The 16,871-nt window shown below is 74.4% G+C and carries 16 protein-coding genes, 2 pseudogenes and 1 riboswitch; of the genes and pseudogenes, 9 read left to right on the top strand and 9 right to left on the bottom strand.

What is annotated here, in order from left to right:
• Positions 1 to 132: 132 nt before the first annotated feature.
• From LV78_RS24250 to LV78_RS24230, 5 genes are all read left to right on the top strand, one after another.
• On the top strand, positions 133 to 1,428 hold the full coding sequence (locus tag LV78_RS24250; RefSeq protein WP_253848101.1) for an enolase C-terminal domain-like protein: 1,296 nt from the start codon (positions 133 to 135) through the stop codon (positions 1,426 to 1,428).
• Complete coding sequence (locus tag LV78_RS24245; protein WP_253847915.1) at positions 1,425 to 2,174, top strand: SDR family NAD(P)-dependent oxidoreductase; 750 nt, start codon at positions 1,425 to 1,427, stop codon at positions 2,172 to 2,174. The genes LV78_RS24250 and LV78_RS24245 overlap by 4 nt, the downstream gene beginning before the upstream one ends.
• Positions 2,171 to 3,088, top strand: a complete 918-nt coding sequence (locus LV78_RS24240; protein ID WP_253847914.1) for an aldo/keto reductase — start codon at positions 2,171 to 2,173, stop codon at positions 3,086 to 3,088. Before LV78_RS24245 ends, LV78_RS24240 begins: the two co-directional genes overlap by 4 nt.
• Positions 3,085 to 3,909 (top strand): amidohydrolase family protein, encoded by an 825-nt coding sequence (locus LV78_RS24235; protein WP_253847913.1) that lies wholly within the window; start codon positions 3,085 to 3,087, stop codon positions 3,907 to 3,909. Before LV78_RS24240 ends, LV78_RS24235 begins: the two co-directional genes overlap by 4 nt.
• Before the next feature lie 64 nt (positions 3,910 to 3,973).
• A complete protein-coding gene (locus LV78_RS24230) occupies positions 3,974 to 5,074 on the top strand; it encodes a serine hydrolase domain-containing protein (RefSeq protein WP_253847912.1) in 1,101 nt (366 codons plus the stop codon).
• A 48-nt stretch (positions 5,075 to 5,122) separates the two neighbouring features.
• Here LV78_RS24230 and LV78_RS24225 read toward each other — a convergent pair whose 3' ends face one another.
• On the bottom strand, positions 5,123 to 5,797 hold the full coding sequence (locus tag LV78_RS24225) for a FadR/GntR family transcriptional regulator (protein ID WP_253847911.1): 675 nt from the start codon (positions 5,795 to 5,797) through the stop codon (positions 5,123 to 5,125).
• A 217-nt stretch (positions 5,798 to 6,014) separates the two neighbouring features.
• On the opposite strand from LV78_RS24225, the gene LV78_RS24220 reads away from it, so the two are divergent.
• Entirely contained in the window at positions 6,015 to 6,260 is a 246-nt protein-coding gene (locus tag LV78_RS24220) for a hypothetical protein (RefSeq protein WP_253847910.1), read from the top strand.
• A 130-nt stretch (positions 6,261 to 6,390) separates the two neighbouring features.
• Here the strand turns inward: LV78_RS24220 and LV78_RS24215 are convergent, their stop codons facing one another.
• The 4 genes from LV78_RS24215 to LV78_RS24200 all read right to left on the bottom strand — a co-directional run bounded on the left by LV78_RS24215 (position 6,391) and on the right by LV78_RS24200 (position 10,877).
• A complete protein-coding gene (locus tag LV78_RS24215) occupies positions 6,391 to 7,434 on the bottom strand; it encodes an SIS domain-containing protein (RefSeq protein WP_253847909.1) in 1,044 nt (347 codons plus the stop codon).
• 344 nt (positions 7,435 to 7,778) lie between these two features.
• On the bottom strand, positions 7,779 to 8,600 hold the full coding sequence (locus tag LV78_RS24210) for a carbohydrate ABC transporter permease (protein ID WP_253847908.1): 822 nt from the start codon (positions 8,598 to 8,600) through the stop codon (positions 7,779 to 7,781).
• Positions 8,597 to 9,589, bottom strand: coding sequence for a carbohydrate ABC transporter permease (locus tag LV78_RS24205; protein WP_253847907.1), 993 nt, complete (start codon positions 9,587 to 9,589; stop codon positions 8,597 to 8,599). Before LV78_RS24205 ends, LV78_RS24210 begins: the two co-directional genes overlap by 4 nt.
• A 7-nt stretch (positions 9,590 to 9,596) precedes the next feature.
• Positions 9,597 to 10,877, bottom strand: a complete 1,281-nt coding sequence (locus LV78_RS24200; RefSeq protein WP_253847906.1) for a sugar ABC transporter substrate-binding protein — start codon at positions 10,875 to 10,877, stop codon at positions 9,597 to 9,599.
• Positions 10,878 to 11,121: 244 nt separating this feature from the next.
• Between LV78_RS24200 and LV78_RS24195 the strand changes: the two genes are divergently transcribed.
• Positions 11,122 to 11,871, top strand: coding sequence for a GntR family transcriptional regulator (locus LV78_RS24195; protein WP_253847905.1), 750 nt, complete (start codon positions 11,122 to 11,124; stop codon positions 11,869 to 11,871).
• A gap of 100 nt (positions 11,872 to 11,971) precedes the next feature.
• Here the strand turns inward: LV78_RS24195 and LV78_RS24190 are convergent, their stop codons facing one another.
• The 4 genes and pseudogenes from LV78_RS24190 to thiE all read right to left on the bottom strand — a co-directional run.
• Positions 11,972 to 12,919: a threonine ammonia-lyase gene (locus tag LV78_RS24190; protein WP_253847904.1), complete on the bottom strand. Its 948-nt coding sequence runs from the start codon at positions 12,917 to 12,919 to the stop codon at positions 11,972 to 11,974.
• 787 nt (positions 12,920 to 13,706) lie between these two features.
• The gene (locus LV78_RS24185; RefSeq protein WP_253848100.1) at positions 13,707 to 14,471 is read right to left on the bottom strand and encodes a dioxygenase family protein; all 765 of its coding nucleotides are present in this window, start codon (positions 14,469 to 14,471) and stop codon (positions 13,707 to 13,709) included.
• Positions 14,471 to 14,647 (bottom strand): annotated as a pseudogene (locus LV78_RS24180) (thiamine phosphate synthase); the annotation flags it as partial. The gene LV78_RS24185 and the pseudogene LV78_RS24180, both read right to left, overlap by 1 nt.
• A gap of 312 nt (positions 14,648 to 14,959) precedes the next feature.
• Positions 14,960 to 15,457, bottom strand: a pseudogene (gene thiE / locus LV78_RS24175) (thiamine phosphate synthase); the annotation flags it as partial.
• Between the two features lie 71 nt (positions 15,458 to 15,528).
• A riboswitch (TPP riboswitch) is annotated at positions 15,529 to 15,640 on the top strand.
• Here thiE and thiO point away from each other — a divergent pair.
• Both thiO and thiS read left to right on the top strand, forming a co-directional pair.
• On the top strand, positions 15,635 to 16,642 hold the full coding sequence (thiO, locus tag LV78_RS24170) for a glycine oxidase ThiO (RefSeq protein WP_253847903.1): 1,008 nt from the start codon (positions 15,635 to 15,637) through the stop codon (positions 16,640 to 16,642). (Overlaps the previous riboswitch by 6 nt.)
• Positions 16,639 to 16,836: a sulfur carrier protein ThiS gene (thiS, locus tag LV78_RS24165; protein WP_253847902.1), complete on the top strand. Its 198-nt coding sequence runs from the start codon at positions 16,639 to 16,641 to the stop codon at positions 16,834 to 16,836. The genes thiO and thiS overlap by 4 nt, the downstream gene beginning before the upstream one ends.
• The last annotated feature ends 35 nt before the right edge of the window (positions 16,837 to 16,871 follow it).

Genomic DNA, 16,871 nt, shown 5'->3' with positions numbered 1-16,871 from the left:
GGCGCGCCCGCCGCCGCCCGCGTGCCCGCCACCGCGCCGACCGCCGCCCGGAAGATCACCTCTCCGGGTGGCGCCGCGCCACCCTCGGACCTGCCCGCTCCCGCCGCACCCGCGACCGCCGCTCCCGCGACCATCACCGCCGTGGACGTGGTCGACGTCCGCTTCCCCACCTCGCGCGAGCTCGACGGCTCCGACGCGATGAACCCGGACCCCGACTACTCCGCCGCCTACGTCGTCCTGCGCACCGACTCCGGCCCCGACGGCCACGGCCTCGTCTTCACCATCGGCCGGGGCAACGACGTGCAGGCCGCCGCGATCCGCGCGCTCGCCCCGCACGTCGTCGGCAGGCCCGTCCCCGAGGACGCCGCCGCCCTCGCCGCCCTGTCCGCCGACCTGGTCGGCGACTCGCAGATCCGCTGGCTCGGCCCCGAGAAGGGCGTCGCGCACATGGCCGTCGGCGCGGTTGTGAACGCCGCCTGGGACCTCGCCTCCCGCCGCGCCGGACTGCCGCTGTGGCGGTTCCTGTCGGGCATGTCCCCGGAGGAGCTGGTCGGCCTGGTCGACTTCCGCTACCTCACCGACGCCCTCACCCCCGACGAGGCGCTGACCATCCTGCGCGACGCCCAGCCCGGCCGCTCCACCCGCGCCGAGGAGCTCCAGCGCTGCGGCTACCCCGCCTACACCACCTCGCCCGGCTGGCTCGGCTACCCCGACGACAAGCTCGCCGACCTCGCCGCCCGCGCGGTCGCCGACGGGTTCGACATGATCAAGCTCAAGGTCGGCGCCGACCTGTCCGACGACATCCGCCGGATGGGCCTGGCCCGCTCCGTGGTCGGCCCGTCCGTGCGGATCGCCGTCGACGCCAACCAGCGCTGGGACGTGGGCGCCGCGATCGGCTGGGTGCGCGAGCTGGCCCCGTTCGACCCGTACTGGGTGGAGGAGCCCACCTCGCCCGACGACGTGCTCGGCCACCGCGCCATCGCCGAGGCGGTCGCCCCGGTCCGGGTCGCCACCGGCGAGCACGTCGCCAACCGGGTCGTGTTCAAGCAGCTGCTCCAGGCCGGGGCGGTGGACGTGGTGCAGCTGGACGCCTGCCGGGTCGGCGGGGTCGGCGAGCTGCTCGCGATCCTGCTGCTGGCCCGCAAGTTCGGCGTCCCGGTGTGCCCGCACGCGGGCGGCGTCGGCCTGTGCGAGCTGGTGCGGCACCTGGCGATGGTCGACTACGTCGCGGTGTCCGGCTCGCTGGACGGCCGGGTGCTGGAGTGGGTGGACCACCTGCACGAGCACTTCACCGACCCGGCGGTGGTCCGCGACGGCCGCTACCTCGCGCCCACCGCGCCGGGCTTCTCCGCTCAGCTCAAGGAATCGTCGGTGCGCGACCACCGCTACCCGGACGGTCCGGTGTGGGCGGGGACGGGGGAGCGGTGAACGACTTCGACGGGCTGGTGGCCGCGGTCACCGGCGGCGCGTCCGGCATCGGGCTGGCCACCGCGCGGCTGCTGGCCGAGCGCGGCGCGGTGGTCTACGCGCTCGACCTGCACCCGGAGGTGCCCGAGCCGCTGCGCGGGCTGCGGACCGACGTGGCCGACGACGCGTCGGTGCGCGCGGCGTTCGAGCGGCTGACCGGCGAGACCGGGCGGCTGGACGTGCTGGTGGCCAACGCGGGGATCGGCGCGCAGGGCGACGTGGCGGCCGGTGACGACGCCGAGTGGCTGCGGGTGCTGGACGTCAACGTCGTCGGCGTCGCCAGGGCGGTCCGCGCAGCCCTGCCGCACCTGCGCCGCTCGCCGTCCGCCGCCGTCGTCACCACCGGCTCGATCGCCGGGCACGCCGGACTGCCGCAGCGCGCGGTGTACTCGGCCAGCAAGGGCGCGGTGCACGCGCTGACCCTGGCGATGGCCGCCGACCACGTGCGCGAGGGCGTCCGGTTCAACTCGGTCGCCCCCGGCACCGCCGACACCCCGTGGGTGGGCAGGCTCCTGGCCTCGGCGCCCGACCCGGCCGCCGAGCGGACCGCCCTGGAGGCCAGGCAGCCGCACGGCAGGCTGGTGGCGGCCGAGGAGGTGGCCGCCGCGATCGCCCACCTGGCGAGCCCGCTGTCCGGCTCCACCACCGGGACCGTGCTGGCCGTCGACGGCGGGATGCACGGCCTGCGGCTGCGGCCGGAGCCGTGATCCCGCCCTGCCGCCTCGGCTTCGGCGCCGCGCCGCTGGGCAACCTGTACGAGCCGGTGGCCGACGCGGACGCGGAGGCCGCCGTGCGCGCCGCGTGGGAGGCGGGGATCCGCTACTACGACACCGCGCCGCACTACGGCCTCGGCCTGTCCGAGCGGAGGCTGGGCGCGGCGCTGGCGGGCGTGCCCAGGGCGGAGCTCGTGCTGTCCACCAAGGTCGGCAGGCTCCTGGAGCCCACCACCCCCGTCGGCGACGACCTGGCGAACGGCTTCGCGGTGCCCGCCGACGCCCGGCGGGTGTGGGACTTCAGCGCGGACGGCGTGCGCCGCTCCCTGGAGTCCTCCGCGGACAGGCTGGGCGTCGACCGGGTGGACGTGGTCTACCTGCACGACCCGGACCACCACTGGCGGCAGGCGATCGACGAGGCCTACCCGGCGCTGGCGGACCTGCGTGACCAAGGGGTGGTCCGGGCCGTTGGAGTCGGCATGAACCAGTGGCGGGTTCCCGAGCGGTTCGTCCGCGAGACCGACTTGGACGTGGTCCTGTTAGCCGGTCGGCACACCCTTCTCGAACGGAGCGCGACGGGTCTGCTCGACCTGTGCGCCGAGCGCGGCGTCGCGGTGGTCGCCGCGGCCCCCTTCAACTCCGGCCTCCTGGCCGAGCGCGACGTCCCGGACGGGGCGACCCACGACTACGCCCCCGCGCCCCCCGAGCTGCTGGAGCGGGCCAGGGCGCTGGCGCGGACGTGCGCCGCGCACGGCGTCGACCTGCCCTCGGCGGCGCTCCAGTTCCCCCTGCGCCACCCGGCGGTCCGGTCGGTGCTGGTGGGGATGCGCTCGGCCGCGCAGGTCCGCGCGAACGCCGCCGCGCTCGCCGCGACCGTGCCCGGCGCGCTGTGGGAGGAGCTGGCGTGATCGTCGACGCGCACCACCACGTGTGGGACCTGGCGGTCCGCGACCAGCCGTGGATCACCGCCCCGATGTCCCGCATCCGCAGGGACTTCACCGTCCGGGACCTCGCCGAGGCGGCTCCCGAGGTGACCGCGACCGTCCTGGTCCAGACCGTCGCCGGGCCCGCCGAGACCCCGGAGCTGCTCGCGCTCGCCGACCGCGAGCCGCTGGTGGGCGCGGTGGTCGGCTGGCTGGACCTGACCGGTGACGTGCCCGCCCAGCTGGCGGCCCTGCGGTCGCTGCCCGGCGCGCGCTGGCTGCGCGGCGTCCGGCACCAGGTGCAGGCCGAGCACGACCCGGACTGGCTGGTCCGGCCGGACGTGCTGCGCGGACTGGCGGCGGTCGCGGCGCAGGGCCTGGTGTACGAGCTGCTGACCCTCCCGCACCAGCTCCCGGCGGCCCGCAGGGCGGCGGCGGCCCTGCCGCAGCTGACCTTCGTGCTCGACCACTGCTCGAAGCCCCCGGTGGGCGGCGACCTGCGTGAGTGGGCGGCGGAGACCAGGGCGCTGGCCGCGCGCCCGAACGTGCTGTGCAAGCTCTCCGGGCTGGTCACCGAGGCCGACTGGGCGAACTGGTCGGTGGCGGACCTGAGGCCCGTCTGGGGGACCGTGCTGGAGGCGTTCGGCCCGGAGCGCCTGATGTTCGGTTCGGACTGGCCGGTGTGCCTGCTGGCCGCCGAGCACCACGAGGTCCTGGCGGCGGCCCGCGAGCTGACCGGGGACCTGGCGGAGTCCGAGCGCGCCGCCGTGTTCGCGACCACCGCGACCCTGGCCTACCGCCTCTGACCCCCGAGCCGCGCTCCGGGGCTTCCCCGATGCCGGGAGGCCCCGGAACGGGCAGCTTCTCCCCATGCGAACGAAGATCACCGCACTGGCCGCCGCAGCGCTGCTGCTGGCGTCGGCCGCCCCCGCACAGGCCGCGCCGACCGTCCCGCCGCTCAACCGCGCGGCGCTGGCCGCCGCCGTGGCGGACCTGCCGAACGACGAGGTGTCCGGCGCCCTGGTCCGCGTCTCCGGCCCGGCGGGGAGCTGGACCGGTTCGGGCGGCGTCTCCCGGCTCGGCACGACGCGCCCGGTGTCCCCGGAGGGCCGGTTCCGCATCGGCAGCGCCACGAAGCTGCTCACCGCCGCCACCGCGCTGCGCCTGGCCGAGCGCGGCGCGCTCAGCCTGGACGACACCGTCCAGCGGCTCCTGCCCGACCTGCTGCCCGCCGAGTTCGAGCCGATCACCGTGCGGCAGCTGCTGAACCACACCCACGGCATCGCGGGCAACGGCCTGCCGCACAAGAGCACCGGCTGGTTCGCCGAGAACCGCTACCGCACCTGGGACCCGCGCGAGGTGGTGGAGCTGGGCGTGGCCAAGGGCCCGCTGCACGCCCCCGGCGCCGAGCAGCGCTACGGCAACCAGGGCTACCTGGTGGCGGGCCTGGTGATCGAGGCGGTGACCGGGAGGCCGTACGCGGACTCGGTGCGGGAGCTGGTGATCCGCCCGCTGGGGCTGCGCGACACCTACCTGCCCGGCGCCGAGACCCGGATCAGGGGCGAGCACTCGCACGGCTACCAGCTGCGGGAGGACGGCACGCACTGGGACGTCACGGCGGCGAACCCGACGTTCCAGTGGGCGGCGGCGGAGGCGGTCTCCAGCGCCCGCGACCTGGACCGGCTGATCAACGCGCTGGTGCTCGGCGACCTGCTCACCGAGCGCTCCAGGACCGAGCTGCTGACCCGCCCGCTGCCGGGCGCGGCGCACGGGCTGGGGGTGACCAGGATCGAGCTGGGCGGCGTGGTCCTGTGGGGCAAGACCGGCGACCGGCCCGGCTACAACTCCGGCGTGGCGGTGACCGAGGACGGGGCGCGCACCATCGCCTACTCGGTGAACACGCTGGACATGGAGGCGGGCGAGCTGCCGAGGACGGCCGAGCGGATCATCACCGCGGCCCTGGCCCCCTGAGCGCGCGGCCTCGCCGGGGTGGCGGCTCCCCGCACCGCCGCCGCCCCGTCAGCTCAGCACCAGCAACCACTGCTCGACCCCGGCGATGTGCACCGTGCTCCACGACCGCGCCACCTCCGGCTGCCCGGCGGCGAGCGCGTCCACGATCGCCCGGTGCTCGGCCACGGTCCGCGACTTGGCCCCGGCCTGGGCGATCCCCCGCCAGATCCGGGCCCGCACGGTCGGCCCGGCGAGCGTGTCCAGCAGCTGGGCCAGGTAGGCGTTCCCGGAGTGCGCCGCGACGGCCCGGTGGAACGCGAGGTCGTGCTCGACCAGCTCCTCCACCGTCTCGGCGGCCTCGGCCGCGTCGCACAGCGCCCGCAGCGCGGCGGCGTCCTCGGCGGTGACCCGCTGGGCCGCCAGCGCGCACGCCGCCGGTTCCAGGATGCGCCGGACCTGCACCACCTCCAGCAGCGACTCCTCGCCCCGGTGCAGGTCGAGCACGAAGGACAGCGCCCCGAGCAGCTCGTCCGCCCGCAGGCTGGACACGTACGTCCCGTCCCCCTGCCGCACGTCCAGCACCCGCACCAGCGACAGCGCCTTGACCGCCTCGCGCAACGAGTTCCGCGACAACCCCAACCGCGCGGCGAGCACGGCCTCGCGCGGCAACCGGTCACCGGGCTTGAGCTCCCCGGAGACGATCATCTCCCGAACGCGCAGGATCGCGTCGTCGGTAACGGCCACAACACAGCCCTCGGATCGTCGGGTGAACCGCAGACCGCCAGAGTATGACCCAACCCGCCGACACCACGCTCCGCTGTCGCGAACCCGCCGATCCCCGGTCCCGGCCACCTCTTCGCACAGCCGAACCAACCCCCGCGCGACCCCGGCCGGTCTCGCTACCGTCGTCCCGAAGCGCCAGGGCCCGCCGCCCCCGAGCGCACCGGCCCTGGAGGGAAGCATGATCAGGAAGACGGTGGCGGCACTGGCCGCGGCGGCAGCCCTGACCCTGGTGGGAGGCCCCGCGCTGGCCGTCCCGGCGCCCCGGCAGCCCGTGGCGGCGGTCGCGGCGGATGACCCGAACCCGTGCGCCGACCCGAGGGGCTGCACCCCGAACCCCTGCGCCGACCCGAGGGGCTGCCGGACCTCGCCCGAGGCGGTGGAGGCCGAGCGGCCGGTCGTCGAACCGGCGGGCACGACCCGCTAGGGCCCCTGAGCCGAGCGGACCGCGCCCCGGCCCCCACCTGGGGGACCGGGGCGCGCAGCCTCGTCGACCCGGCGTCACCGCGCCTGGGTCACCGCGCCTGAGTCATCGCGCCCAGGTCACCGCGTCCGGATCACCGCGTCCGGGTCACCTTGTTCAACCCCCGAGGGCTGTCCGGGTCACCGCCCCGCGCCAGCGCCAGCCCGTGCGCCAACCGCTGCACCGGCAGGATCTCCAGGATCGGCGCCACCTCCTCCGCCGTCTCCGGAACCGGGATGCGCAGCGCCGCGGGCACCTTCTCCGCCGCCGACCCCACCGCCACCACGTCCGCCCCGCGCCCGTGCACCACGTCCAGCACGTCGTGCAGCGCGTCCCCGCCCAGCCCCGCGCTGGTCACCGCCAGCACCGCCGTCTCCGCGTCCACCGCCGCGACCGGCCCGTGCAGCAGGTCCGCCCCGCTGTAGGCCCGCGCCGCCAGGTACGAGGTCTCGGCCAGCTTCAGCGCGGCCTCCAGCGCGGACGGCAGCGAGTAGCCGCGCCCGGTGGTCAGCACCCGGTCCACGAACCGGTACCGCCGCACCGCCTCCTCGACCGGGTCCACCGACGAGTCCAGCGCGGCCCGCGCCAGCTCGCCGATCCGGGCGACCTCCGCCCCGTTCCCCTCCCGCACCGCGTCCACCATCAGGTACAGCGCCAGCAGCGTCGCCGAGTACGTCTTCGTGGCCGCCACCGCGTGCTCGACCCCGGCGCCGACGTCCACCGACATCTCGGCGACCTCGTTCAGCTCGGAGTCGGGCGTGTTCGTCACCGCCACGGTCAGCGCCCCCCGCTCCCGCGCGGACTGGGTGACCTCCAGCAGGTCCGGGGACCCGCCGCTCTGCGACACGGTCACCAGCAGCACGTCCCGCAGGTCCGGCCGCGCCCCGTAGAGCGTGGTGGTGGACGGCGACACCAGCCCGGCGGGCAGCTGGAGCAGCACCTCGGTCAGGTACTTGGCGTACAGCGCCGCGTGGTCGCTGGACCCGCGCGCGGCGAACAGCACGAACCGGGGCGCGCGCTTGCGGATCGCCCCCGCCACCGCCGCGATCTCGGCGCGCCGGGCCACCAGGTCCGCGAAGATCGCGGGCTGCTGGTCGATCTCGGCGGCCATGTGCCCGCCGGGCTGGTGCTCGGTCATCGGGTAACCCCTGTCCTCCGGGCCCGGTCCGGCAGGCCCCACGCCACTTAGGTCTAGACCAATATTAGCGAGTCCGACCGCTGCGGGGCGAGTCCGAGGACCCGTCCGGCCCACCGCCGGATGACGCCTGCGACCACGGTACTTCGGCACGTTCGCGCAGTTCGTCCCCCTGGCGCTGCCCCACCCGGACGCGCCTGGCCTGCGCGGAAGGCCCAACACCGCCCACCCGGCCGTCCCGTCGCGCACGCCGAGACCCCGCAGCGACGCTCGCCACAAGAAATCCCCCGGAAAGCAGCCGCGCCCGCTCCCCGATGAGGAGCGGGCGCGGCGGAACCGCCGAAGACCTATCCCTTGACCGCCCCGGCGGTGACCCCGGTCACCATCTTCCGCTGCACGATCAGGAAGAACACCAGCACCGGCAGCGTGAACAGCGCCGAGGCCGCCATCGCGCCGCCCCAGTCCGTGCCGAAGTTCGACTTGAACCCGCTCAGCCACACCGGCAGCGTCTGCTTCGACTGGTCGTTGATCAGCGACAGCGCGTACAGGAACTCGTTCCACGCCGTCACGAACGCGAACACCGACGTCGCCACCAGCCCCGGCCCGAGCAGCGGCAGCGTCACGCGCCGGAACGCGCCCCACCGCCCGCACCCGTCGACCATCGCCGCCTCCTCCAGCTCCAGCGGGATGCCGTTGACGAACCCGCGCAGCGTCCACGCGCAGAACGGCAGCGTCACCGCGAAGTAGATCAGCGTCAGCGACGGCAGCTTGTCGAGCAGGTCCAGGTCCCGCATCATCAGGAACATCGGGATCAGCAGCGCCTCGAACGGCGCCATCTGCGCGATCAGCATCATCATCACGAACCCGCGCCGCCCCCGGAACCGCATCCGGGACAGCGCCAGCGCCGCCAGCAGCCCGACCACCAGGGCCGCGGCCACCGCCGACAGCGTCACCAGCAGGCTGTTCCCCAGCGACTCCAGGAACCCCGGCTTGTTCCACGCCGACGCGAAGTTGTCCCCGGTCACCGACTTCGGGATCAGGTCGTAGTCGGTGGACAGCAGCTCCTTGCGCGGCTTGAGCGCCGTGGCGACCATCCAGTACGTGGGGAACGCGAAGAACAGCGCCACCACCAGCGCGACCGCGTTGGCCGAGATCCGCTTGGCCCTCACAGCTCACCCTCCTGGGACCGCACCAGCCTGCGCAGGTACTGGAACGTCACCGCCGCGAGCAGCAGCATCATCACCACGCTCACCGCAGCCGCCACGCCGAAGTGGCTCTGCGAGATGCCCACCAGGTACTGGTAGACCGCGAGCGTGGTGCTCGCCCCGTCCGGGCCGCCCTGCCGGAACGCCCAGATCTGCGCGAACACCTTGAAGTCCCACAGCACCGACAGGAACGTCACCATCATCAGCAGCGGCTTCAGCTCGGGCCAGGTCACCGCGCGGAAGGTCTGCCACGGCGAGGCCCCGTCGATGCCCGCCGCCTCGTACTGGTCGCGCGGGATGCCGATCAGCCCGGCGTACAGCGAGAACGCCAGGAACGGCACGGCCTGCCAGGTGATCATCAGCCCGACCACGCCCAGCGTGGACAGCCCGGTGGAGAACCACGAGTACCCGGTGTACGAGTCGAAGCCCAGCTGCACCAGGGTCTTGTTCAGGATGCCGTACTCCTGGTCGAAGATCCACTGGTAGACCGTGGTGGCGGCCAGCAGCGGCATCGCCCACGCCAGCAGCATCGCCACCTGGAGCACGATCCGCACCACCGGCGAGACCTGCCGCATCAGCACGGCCAGCAGCAGGCCCGCCAGCACCGAGGCCCCGACGACGGCGGCGGTGAACGCCACCGTGCGCCCGGTGACGAGCCAGAAGTCCGGGTCGCCCAGCACCTCGGCGTAGTTGTCCAACCCCGTCCACACGACCTGGCCGCGCGTCAGCTCGCGCAGGTTCAGCCGCCGGAAGCTGGTCAGCAGCACCGACAGCACGGGGAAGCCGATCAGCCACAGGATGGCCACCAGCGCGGGCGCCAGCAGCAGGTACGGCAGCGCTCGGTCGAACGCGCTGCCCCGGCGGCGGCCACCGCCGCCCTTCGCGGAGCGCGGGGGCGCCGGCGGGACGTTGCCCGTCGACGCCCCCGCGCCGGTCGTGTCGACTGCCGTCATGCGACCGTCAGCCCGCCAGCGTCTTCGTGAGCGCCGCGTTCGCGTCCGCCGTCGCCTGGTCCAGCGTCTTCGCGCCGGTCAGGTACGCGGTCAGCATGTCCTTCAGCGGGTTCTGGCCCGCCTCGACACCGGCCCAGGTCGGCGTGGTCGGGGTGACCTTGCCGTTGGGGGCCGCGGCGGCGAGCGCCTTGCCGACCGGGGTGGTCTCCAGCTTCGCGGTGTCGGTCGAGGTGCCGGGCACCGAGCCGCCCTCGGCCAGCATGTCCTGGTACTTCTTGGAGGACAGCAGCTTCAGGTACTCCTTGGCCAGGTCCGGGTTCGCGCTGCCCGCCGTGACGGCCAGGTTCGAGCCGCCCAGGAACACCGGCGCGGTCTTGCCCGCCGTCTTGGACGGGATCGGGAACGCGCCGAGCTTGCCCTCCAGCGTCGGGTCGGCCTTGACCGCGCCCGCCAGCTCCCACGGCAGACCGATCATCATGCCGACCTTGCCGGTGCCGAACACCTCCATCTGCTGCGGAGTGGCCTCGTCGGTGTCCTTGGGGGCCTTGGTGCCGGAGGCGTCCACGAGCTTCTTGTAGAACTCCAGGCCCGCCTTGGCCTCGGCGCTGTCGAGCGCGCCCGCCCACTTGTCGCCGTCCTTCTTGGCGACGTCACCGCCCTCGTCCCAGATGAACGACAGCAGCACGTACCAGGACTGGCCCGGCAGGTACAGCGACTGGAACTCGGGGTCGGACGCGTTGGCGGCCTTGAGCTTCTCGACGGCCGCGACCCACTCGTCGCGCGAGGTCGGCGCGGCGGTGATGCCCGCGGCCTCGAAGAGGTCGGTGCGGTAGACGACCGTGCGGTTCGCCGCGTAGAACGGCATCCCGTACTGCTTGCCGTCCCAGGTGAGCGAGTCCTCGAGACCCGCGAGCCACTGGTCGCCCGCGAGCGACGAGACGTCGCCGGACAGGTCCTCCAGGGTGTCCTCGGACGCGAACTTCGCGGTCTGGGTGTTGCCCAGCTCGATGATGTCCGGCGGGGTCTTCCCGGTCAGCGCGGTGGTGAGCTTCTCCTGGATGCCACCCCACTTCTGCACCTCGTACTTGACCTTCACGCCGGGGTGGGCGCTCTCGAACTCCTGGTGCAGCGCGTCGGTCAGCGTCGGAGCCGCCGAGCCGTCCATCAGCCACACGGTGAGCGTCTTGTCTCCGCCCTCGTCGCTCCCGCTGTCGCTGCTCGTGCCACAGCCTGCCAGCGCCACCGACAACGCGGTGGCCCCGACGGCCAGTCCTCTCCAGCCCTTCACGTTCGCGCCCTTTCCTCGCCGGCCCCGTCCCCTGCGGCCGGACCAACACCACGGACACCTAGGCGGACCTAAGTGGTGTAGACCAATGCGGCCTAGGGTGTGCCCCACCACAGGACCTGTCAAGGTCGTTGCCGAGACGTTGCAAAGTCATCCGATGACTCGACGAGGGGGTTCGACGGCGCGAACGGCCCGCGACAGGGCATCCTTGTCACGGGAGCGCTGGGAGAAGTCGAGGAGGAAGTCCATGCTGGAGACGAGCCTGGAGTCCAGGTCGCGTGCACAGCGGGAACCGAAGTACTGGGGGCTCAAACGCCACCTGCTCGACCTGCTGCGCGCCATGCCGCCGGGTTCGCCGATCCCCACCGAGCGCTCGCTCGCCTCGGAGTTCGACGTCTCCCGCACGACCGTCCGCCAGGCGCTGGCCGAGCTGACGGTCGAGGGCAGGCTGCTGCGGGTGCAGGGCAAGGGCACGTTCGCCGCGGAGCCCAAGGTGGCGCAGCGGCTCCAGCTCTCCTCGTACACGCAGGACATGCTGGCCCAGGGCCGCCAGCCGTCGTCGCGGCTGATCGACGCCTCGGAGCAGCCCGCCGAGGCCGAGCTGGCCCGGCTGCTGGGCGTGCGCGCGGGCGCGAAGGTGCTGCGGCTGCACCGGCTGCGGCTGGCCGACGGCGAGCCGATGGCGATCGAGACCACCCACCTGGCGCTCGGCCGGTTCCGGGGGCTGCGGCGGTACCTGTCGCCCGGCGGGTCGCTGTACCAGGTGCTGCGCGAGCGGTTCGGCACCGAGATGGGGCACGCCGAGGAGACCATCGAGACCGCGCTCGCCTCCCCCGAGGAGGCCGAGCTGCTGGGCGCGGACATCGGACTGCCCATGCTGCTGCTCTCGCGCCACTCCTACGACACCGAGGGCAACCCGGTGGAGTGGGTGCGCTCGGTGTACCGGGGCGACCGCTACAAGTTCGTCGCGACCCTGAACCGCCCGATCGACGGCTGAGCACCGCCCTGGCTCGTGCGGCGGGGCTCGCGCGCCTTGCTCGTGCGGCAGGCAGGTTCGGCAGGCAGGGGGCGGCCCGTTCTCGGGGCCGCCCCGCCCGTCACGCCTCCCGCAGCACCTCGGCCAGCAGCGCCGGGTCCACGTTGCCGCCGGACAGCACCGCCACCACCGGCCCGTCGCCGAGCTCGCCGCGCTCGCGCAGCTCCAGGAACGCCGCCAGGGTCGTCGCCCCGCTCGGCTCCACCACCAGCCGCGCCCGCACCGCCAGCTCCCGCACCGCCGCCCTGATCCGGGCCTCGGACACCGCCGCGAACCCGTCCACGTGCGCCCGGATGTGCGCGAACGTCCGCTCCGACGGCTGGGCCCGCAGCCCGTCCGCGATGGTCCTGGCCCGGTCCGCGTCGGGCCAGTCCACCCGACGACCGGCCGCGAACGACTCGCCCGCGTCGGCGGCCAGCTCCGGCTCCACGCCGATCACCCGCGCGTCCGGCCGCAGCGCCTTCACCGCGACCGCGACGCCGGACAGCAGCCCACCGCCGCTGACCGGCACGAGCACGGTCGCGACCTCCGGCAGGTCCGCCACGACCTCCAGCCCGATCGTGCCCTGCCCGGCGATGACGTCCGGGTGGTCGAACGGCGGCACCAGCACCGCGCCGCGCTCGGCGGCCAGCTCCAGCGCCCTGCTCTCCCGCTCGGCCATCGGCACCCGGACCACCTCGGCCCCGAGCGCCCGCGTCGCCTCGACCTTGATCTCGGGCGCGTTGTCCGGGATCACGATCGCGGCGGGCACGCCGAACTCCCGCGCCGCGTGCGCGACGGCCTGCGAGTGGTTGCCGCTGGAGTACGCCACCACCCCGCGCGCCCGGTCCTCGGGCGTGAGGCGGGCGAGCGCGTTGTAGGCGCCCCTGATCTTGAACGCGCCCACCGGTTGCAGGCTCTCCGGCTTGAGCCACAGGCCGTCGCCCCACGGCAGCAGCGGCGTGCGCAGCACCGCCCCGGAGATCCGGTCGGCGGCGGCCCTGATGTCTTCCAGCGTCACGAGGTCCACGAACCCCCATCCTCCCCCCGACGCGGGGAGCAGTCCACGTTGCCGCGAATGCCCTTCGGATCGGCGGTCTTATTAACTTCGGACCGAGGTATTCACGCTTGGGATCGCGTGAAACCGAGGAATCAGCGGTGCTGGGAGTTCCCCGAATTGCCGAGCGGTTGACTACCCGCAGTGCGGGTCAACGGTCAAAAGCTACTCAGCGCAGTCACGGTGACGTGGCCTGTGACACACTTCGACTCTGATGGTCTCCAGCTGTCACACGTAACAGAGTTGTAACGTAGCTCGAAAGGCCCACTGCCCGCCGGTGGTCGGACCTGCGCGGACGTCCGCTGCGGGCCCGGAGGCGGGCGGTGCGGTCCACGGCGCCGAGCGGCGGGAGAGAAGAGGGGTGGGGCGACCCCTGCCGCCGCCCCACCACCCGTCCCCCTGGGGGGTCGCCGAGGGCGGTCCCTGCCACCGCATCCCCGGTTTCCCCGCATCCGAAGATGAGGGAGACGTCTTCGCGGACCGCTCGGAAGCGGTCCGTTCGCCGCGCTCGCTTGTCAGCGGTGGCGCGGCTAGTGCTCAGCGTACCGGCGAATGGCGATCCGGGGGCACTTGTGTCCAATACGGAGAGCTACTTGCCCGAGTTGCTCTGACCGGACCACCCCGTGCTGCGCCTATCCGCCGATCGGGTGAGACGCCGTTTGGTGCGTCACTCCCAGCTTCACATTTGCCGTTCAGGAGACCGCCCCATCGGCCTAAGCCCGCGCGGGCCGGGTCCCCGGTGGGCGCGGGTCCCGCGCGGTCAGCCGAACTGCACCGACCGCTTGGACAGCCCGTACCAGAACCCCTCGACGGTGGTCCTCGGCGCGCTCTGGTCCAGGCTCGCCCCGAGCGCCACGAACAGCGGCGCGAAGTGCTCGGTGCGCGGGTGCGCGATGCCCGCCGCCGGGGCCTTGCGCTCGAAGTCCAGCAGCCCGTCCACGTCCCCGTCGGCCAGCGCCCTGCCCGCCCAGTCGTCGAACTCCGCCGACCAGCCGGGCGCGTCGTAGTCCGGGCCGCGCCGGAAGTCGACGCAGCTCAGGTTGTGCGTCATGAACCCGCTGCCGACCAGCAGCACGCCCTGCTCGCGCAGCGGCGCGAGCCTGCGGCCGAGGTCGAACAGCTCGCGCGGGTCCAGCGTCGGCATGGACACCTGGAGCACCGGCACGTCCGCTTCGGGGAACAGCTCCTTCAGCGGCACGTAGGCGCCGTGGTCCAGCCCGCGCTCCGGGTCGCGCGCCACCTCGTCCTCGCCGCCCAGCAGCCGGGTGACCTCGTCGGCGAGCGCGGGCGCGCCGGGCGCGCCGTAGGTCACCTCGTAGTACTTCTGCGGGAAGCCCCAGAAGTCGTAGGTCAGCGGCACGGGGGTGGTGGCGCCGAGGGTCAGCGGCGCCTCCTCCCAGTGGGCGGACACCACCAGGACCGCCTCCGGGCGGGGCAGGTCCTCGGACCAGGCGTGCAGCTCGCCGGTCCAGCGCGCGTCGTCGGCCAGCGGGGGAGCCCCGTGGCCCAGGTACAGCACAGGCATCACGGGGACGAGGGTACGCCGCTTAGTTGAATTTTCAACCAGGCTGCGGCGGCGCGGGGGTCGCTCGACTCGGTGATGGCCCGCACGACCACCACCCGCCGCGCGCCCGCCGAGATCACTTCGGGAAGCCGATGCCGGTCGATCCCCCCGATGGCGAACCACGGCCGCCCCGAACCGACCCCGCCCGGCGCGCTCAGGCCCGCCCCGCCCGAGCCGCTCGTGCTGGACCCGCCCGCGCCTGCCGCGCCCAAGCCGCTCAGGCCCGCCCCGCCCGCACCTGCCGCGCCCGAGCCGCTCAGGCCCGGCCCGTTCGGGCCCGCCGCGCCCGACCCGCTCGTGCTGGACCCGCCCGGCCCGCTCGTGCTGGACCCGCCCGCCTCCGATCCGCCCGCTCCCGGCCCGTGCACGCCCGGCGCGCCGTCCGGACCCGCGCCCGACCGGGTCGGGCCAGGCCCACCCGCACCCGCCCCGTCCTCCTCGTCCGCCGCCCGAGCCGCGTCCCACCCCGCGACCGCGCGCACCAGGTCCAACCCCGGCGCCGGTCGTCCCGGCTTGGTCGGCGTCGGCCAGCACGGCCCTGTGCAGAAGTAGTCCACGCCCGGCTCGACGGCCGCCGCCGAGGCCTGCGCGAGGTCGTGCGTCGACCGCCCGATCACCACCTCGTCCCCGACCACCCGCCTGGCCAGCGGCACCGGCAGGTCGTCCTGCCCGAGGTGCAGCACGTCCGCCCCGGCGGCGAGCGCCACGTCGGCGCGGTCGTTCACCGCGAGCAGCGCCCCGTGCCGCGCGCACGCCTCCGCGAGCACCTCCAGGGCGGCCAGCTCCTGCCGGGCCTCCATCCCCTTCTCGCGCAGCTGCACGACGTCCACCCCGCCCGCGAGCGCGGCGTCGGCGAACTCGGCCAGGTCGGGTCGGTTCGGGGTGCACAGGTACAGCCGAGCGTCGGCGAGCCTGCGCCTGATCTGGGTCGCGTCAAGTCCGGGCACGGGGCCAAACGTAGCCGGCGCGGGAAGGCCGGGACCCGAGCGCCGCTCGCGTCCGGCTGCGCTACGGTGGCGGTGGTCCGCACGGGAGTCCGGGGAGTACCGGACTGAGAGGGAGCGTGAGGCGCTCCGACCGTCGAACCTGATCCGGGTCATGCCGGCGCAGGGAGCGTGAGTGCTGTGGCACGTGCAGGGGTGACCGTCCTCGGTGGCGGGGTCATCGGCCTGTCGATCGCCTGGCGGGCGGCGCAGGCGGGGTTCGCCGTCGCGGTCCGCGACCGGGGGTCCGCGCACGCGGGCTCGTGGGTCGCGGGCGGGATGCTCGCCCCGGTCAGCGAGGCCTGGCCCGGCGACGAGGCGGTCCTCGAACTCGGCCTCGACTCGATCCGGCTGTGGCCGGACTTCGCCCGCGAGCTGGGCGTGCGGCTCAACACGGCGGGCACCCTGCTCACCGCCGTCGACGCCGCCGACGCCGCCGTCCTCGACCAGCACGCCGAGCACCTGGCCGCCAGGGGCCTCGCGTTCCAGGTGCTCGGGGCCGCCGGTCTGCGCGAGCGCGAACCGGGGCTCGGCCCGTCCGTCCGGAGTGGACTGGAGATCCCCGGCGACCTCGCCGTGTCCAGCCGGAGCCTGCTCGCCGCCCTGCGCACCGCCTGCGCCGAGGCGGGGGTGCGCTTCCCCGGCCCCGACGAGTCCGAAGTGGACGGTTCGACCACGGTCATCGCCGCCGGGGCCTGGAGCGCCGAGCTGCACCCGGCCCTGCGCGGGCTGATCCACCCCGTCAAGGGCGAGATCCTCGGCCTCCTCGCCCGCCCCGGAGCCCTGCCCCCGCCCGAGCGCACCATCCGCGCCAGGGTCAGGGGCCGCGCCGTCTACCTGGTCCCGAACGAGACCGGCGCGGGCCTGCTCGTCGGGGCCACCCAGTACGAGGCCGGGTTCGACCCGACCGTGCGCGTGCGCGGCGTCCTCGACCTGCTCACCGACGCCGAGGAGGTCTGGCCCGCGCTCACCGAGTACGCGCTCGCCGAGACCTCCGTCGGCTTCCGCGCGGGCAGCCGCGACAACGCCCCGCTGATCGGCTGGCTGGAACCGGGCGTCCTCGCCGCCACCGGCCACCACCGCAACGGCGTCCTGCTCGCCCCCGTCACCGCGCGCCGCGTCGTGGAGCTGCTGGGGGAGGGGGCGTGAGGGCCACGCTCAACGGCGTCGATCGCGAGCTGCCCGACCGCGCCACCGTGGCCGACGCCGTCACCGCCCTGGGCGCCCCCACCACTGGCGTCGCGGTGGCCGTGGACGGCGAGGTCGTCCCACGGGCCGCCTGGGACCGGCCGCTGCGCGAGCACGCCCGCGTCGAGGTCATCACCGCAGTGCAGGGAGGCTGACGTGACCGAGCAGAGCGCACCCGACCGCACCGCGC

The organism is Actinosynnema pretiosum (genome assembly GCF_024171695.1).
GTDB lineage: Bacteria > Actinomycetota > Actinomycetes > Mycobacteriales > Pseudonocardiaceae > Actinosynnema > Actinosynnema pretiosum.
Note: the sequence above shows the minus strand (reverse complement) of the source record. Positions and strands in the feature narration are given on the sequence as shown.

What these genes read in the sequence shown, in the direction of transcription:
- LV78_RS24230 (WP_253847912.1), top strand. Translation starts at nt 3,974, where the DNA reads ATGCGAACGAAGATCACCGCACTGGCCGCCGCAGCGCTGCTGCTGGCG.
- LV78_RS24220 (WP_253847910.1), top strand. Translation starts at nt 6,015, where the DNA reads ATGATCAGGAAGACGGTGGCGGCACTGGCCGCGGCGGCAGCCCTGACC.
- LV78_RS24195 (WP_253847905.1), top strand. Translation starts at nt 11,122, where the DNA reads ATGCTGGAGACGAGCCTGGAGTCCAGGTCGCGTGCACAGCGGGAACCG.
- LV78_RS24185 (WP_253848100.1), bottom strand. Translation starts at nt 14,471, where the DNA reads ATGCCTGTGCTGTACCTGGGCCACGGGGCTCCCCCGCTGGCCGACGAC.
- LV78_RS24215 (WP_253847909.1), bottom strand. Translation starts at nt 7,434, where the DNA reads ATGACCGAGCACCAGCCCGGCGGGCACATGGCCGCCGAGATCGACCAG.
- LV78_RS24205 (WP_253847907.1), bottom strand. Translation starts at nt 9,589, where the DNA reads ATGACGGCAGTCGACACGACCGGCGCGGGGGCGTCGACGGGCAACGTC.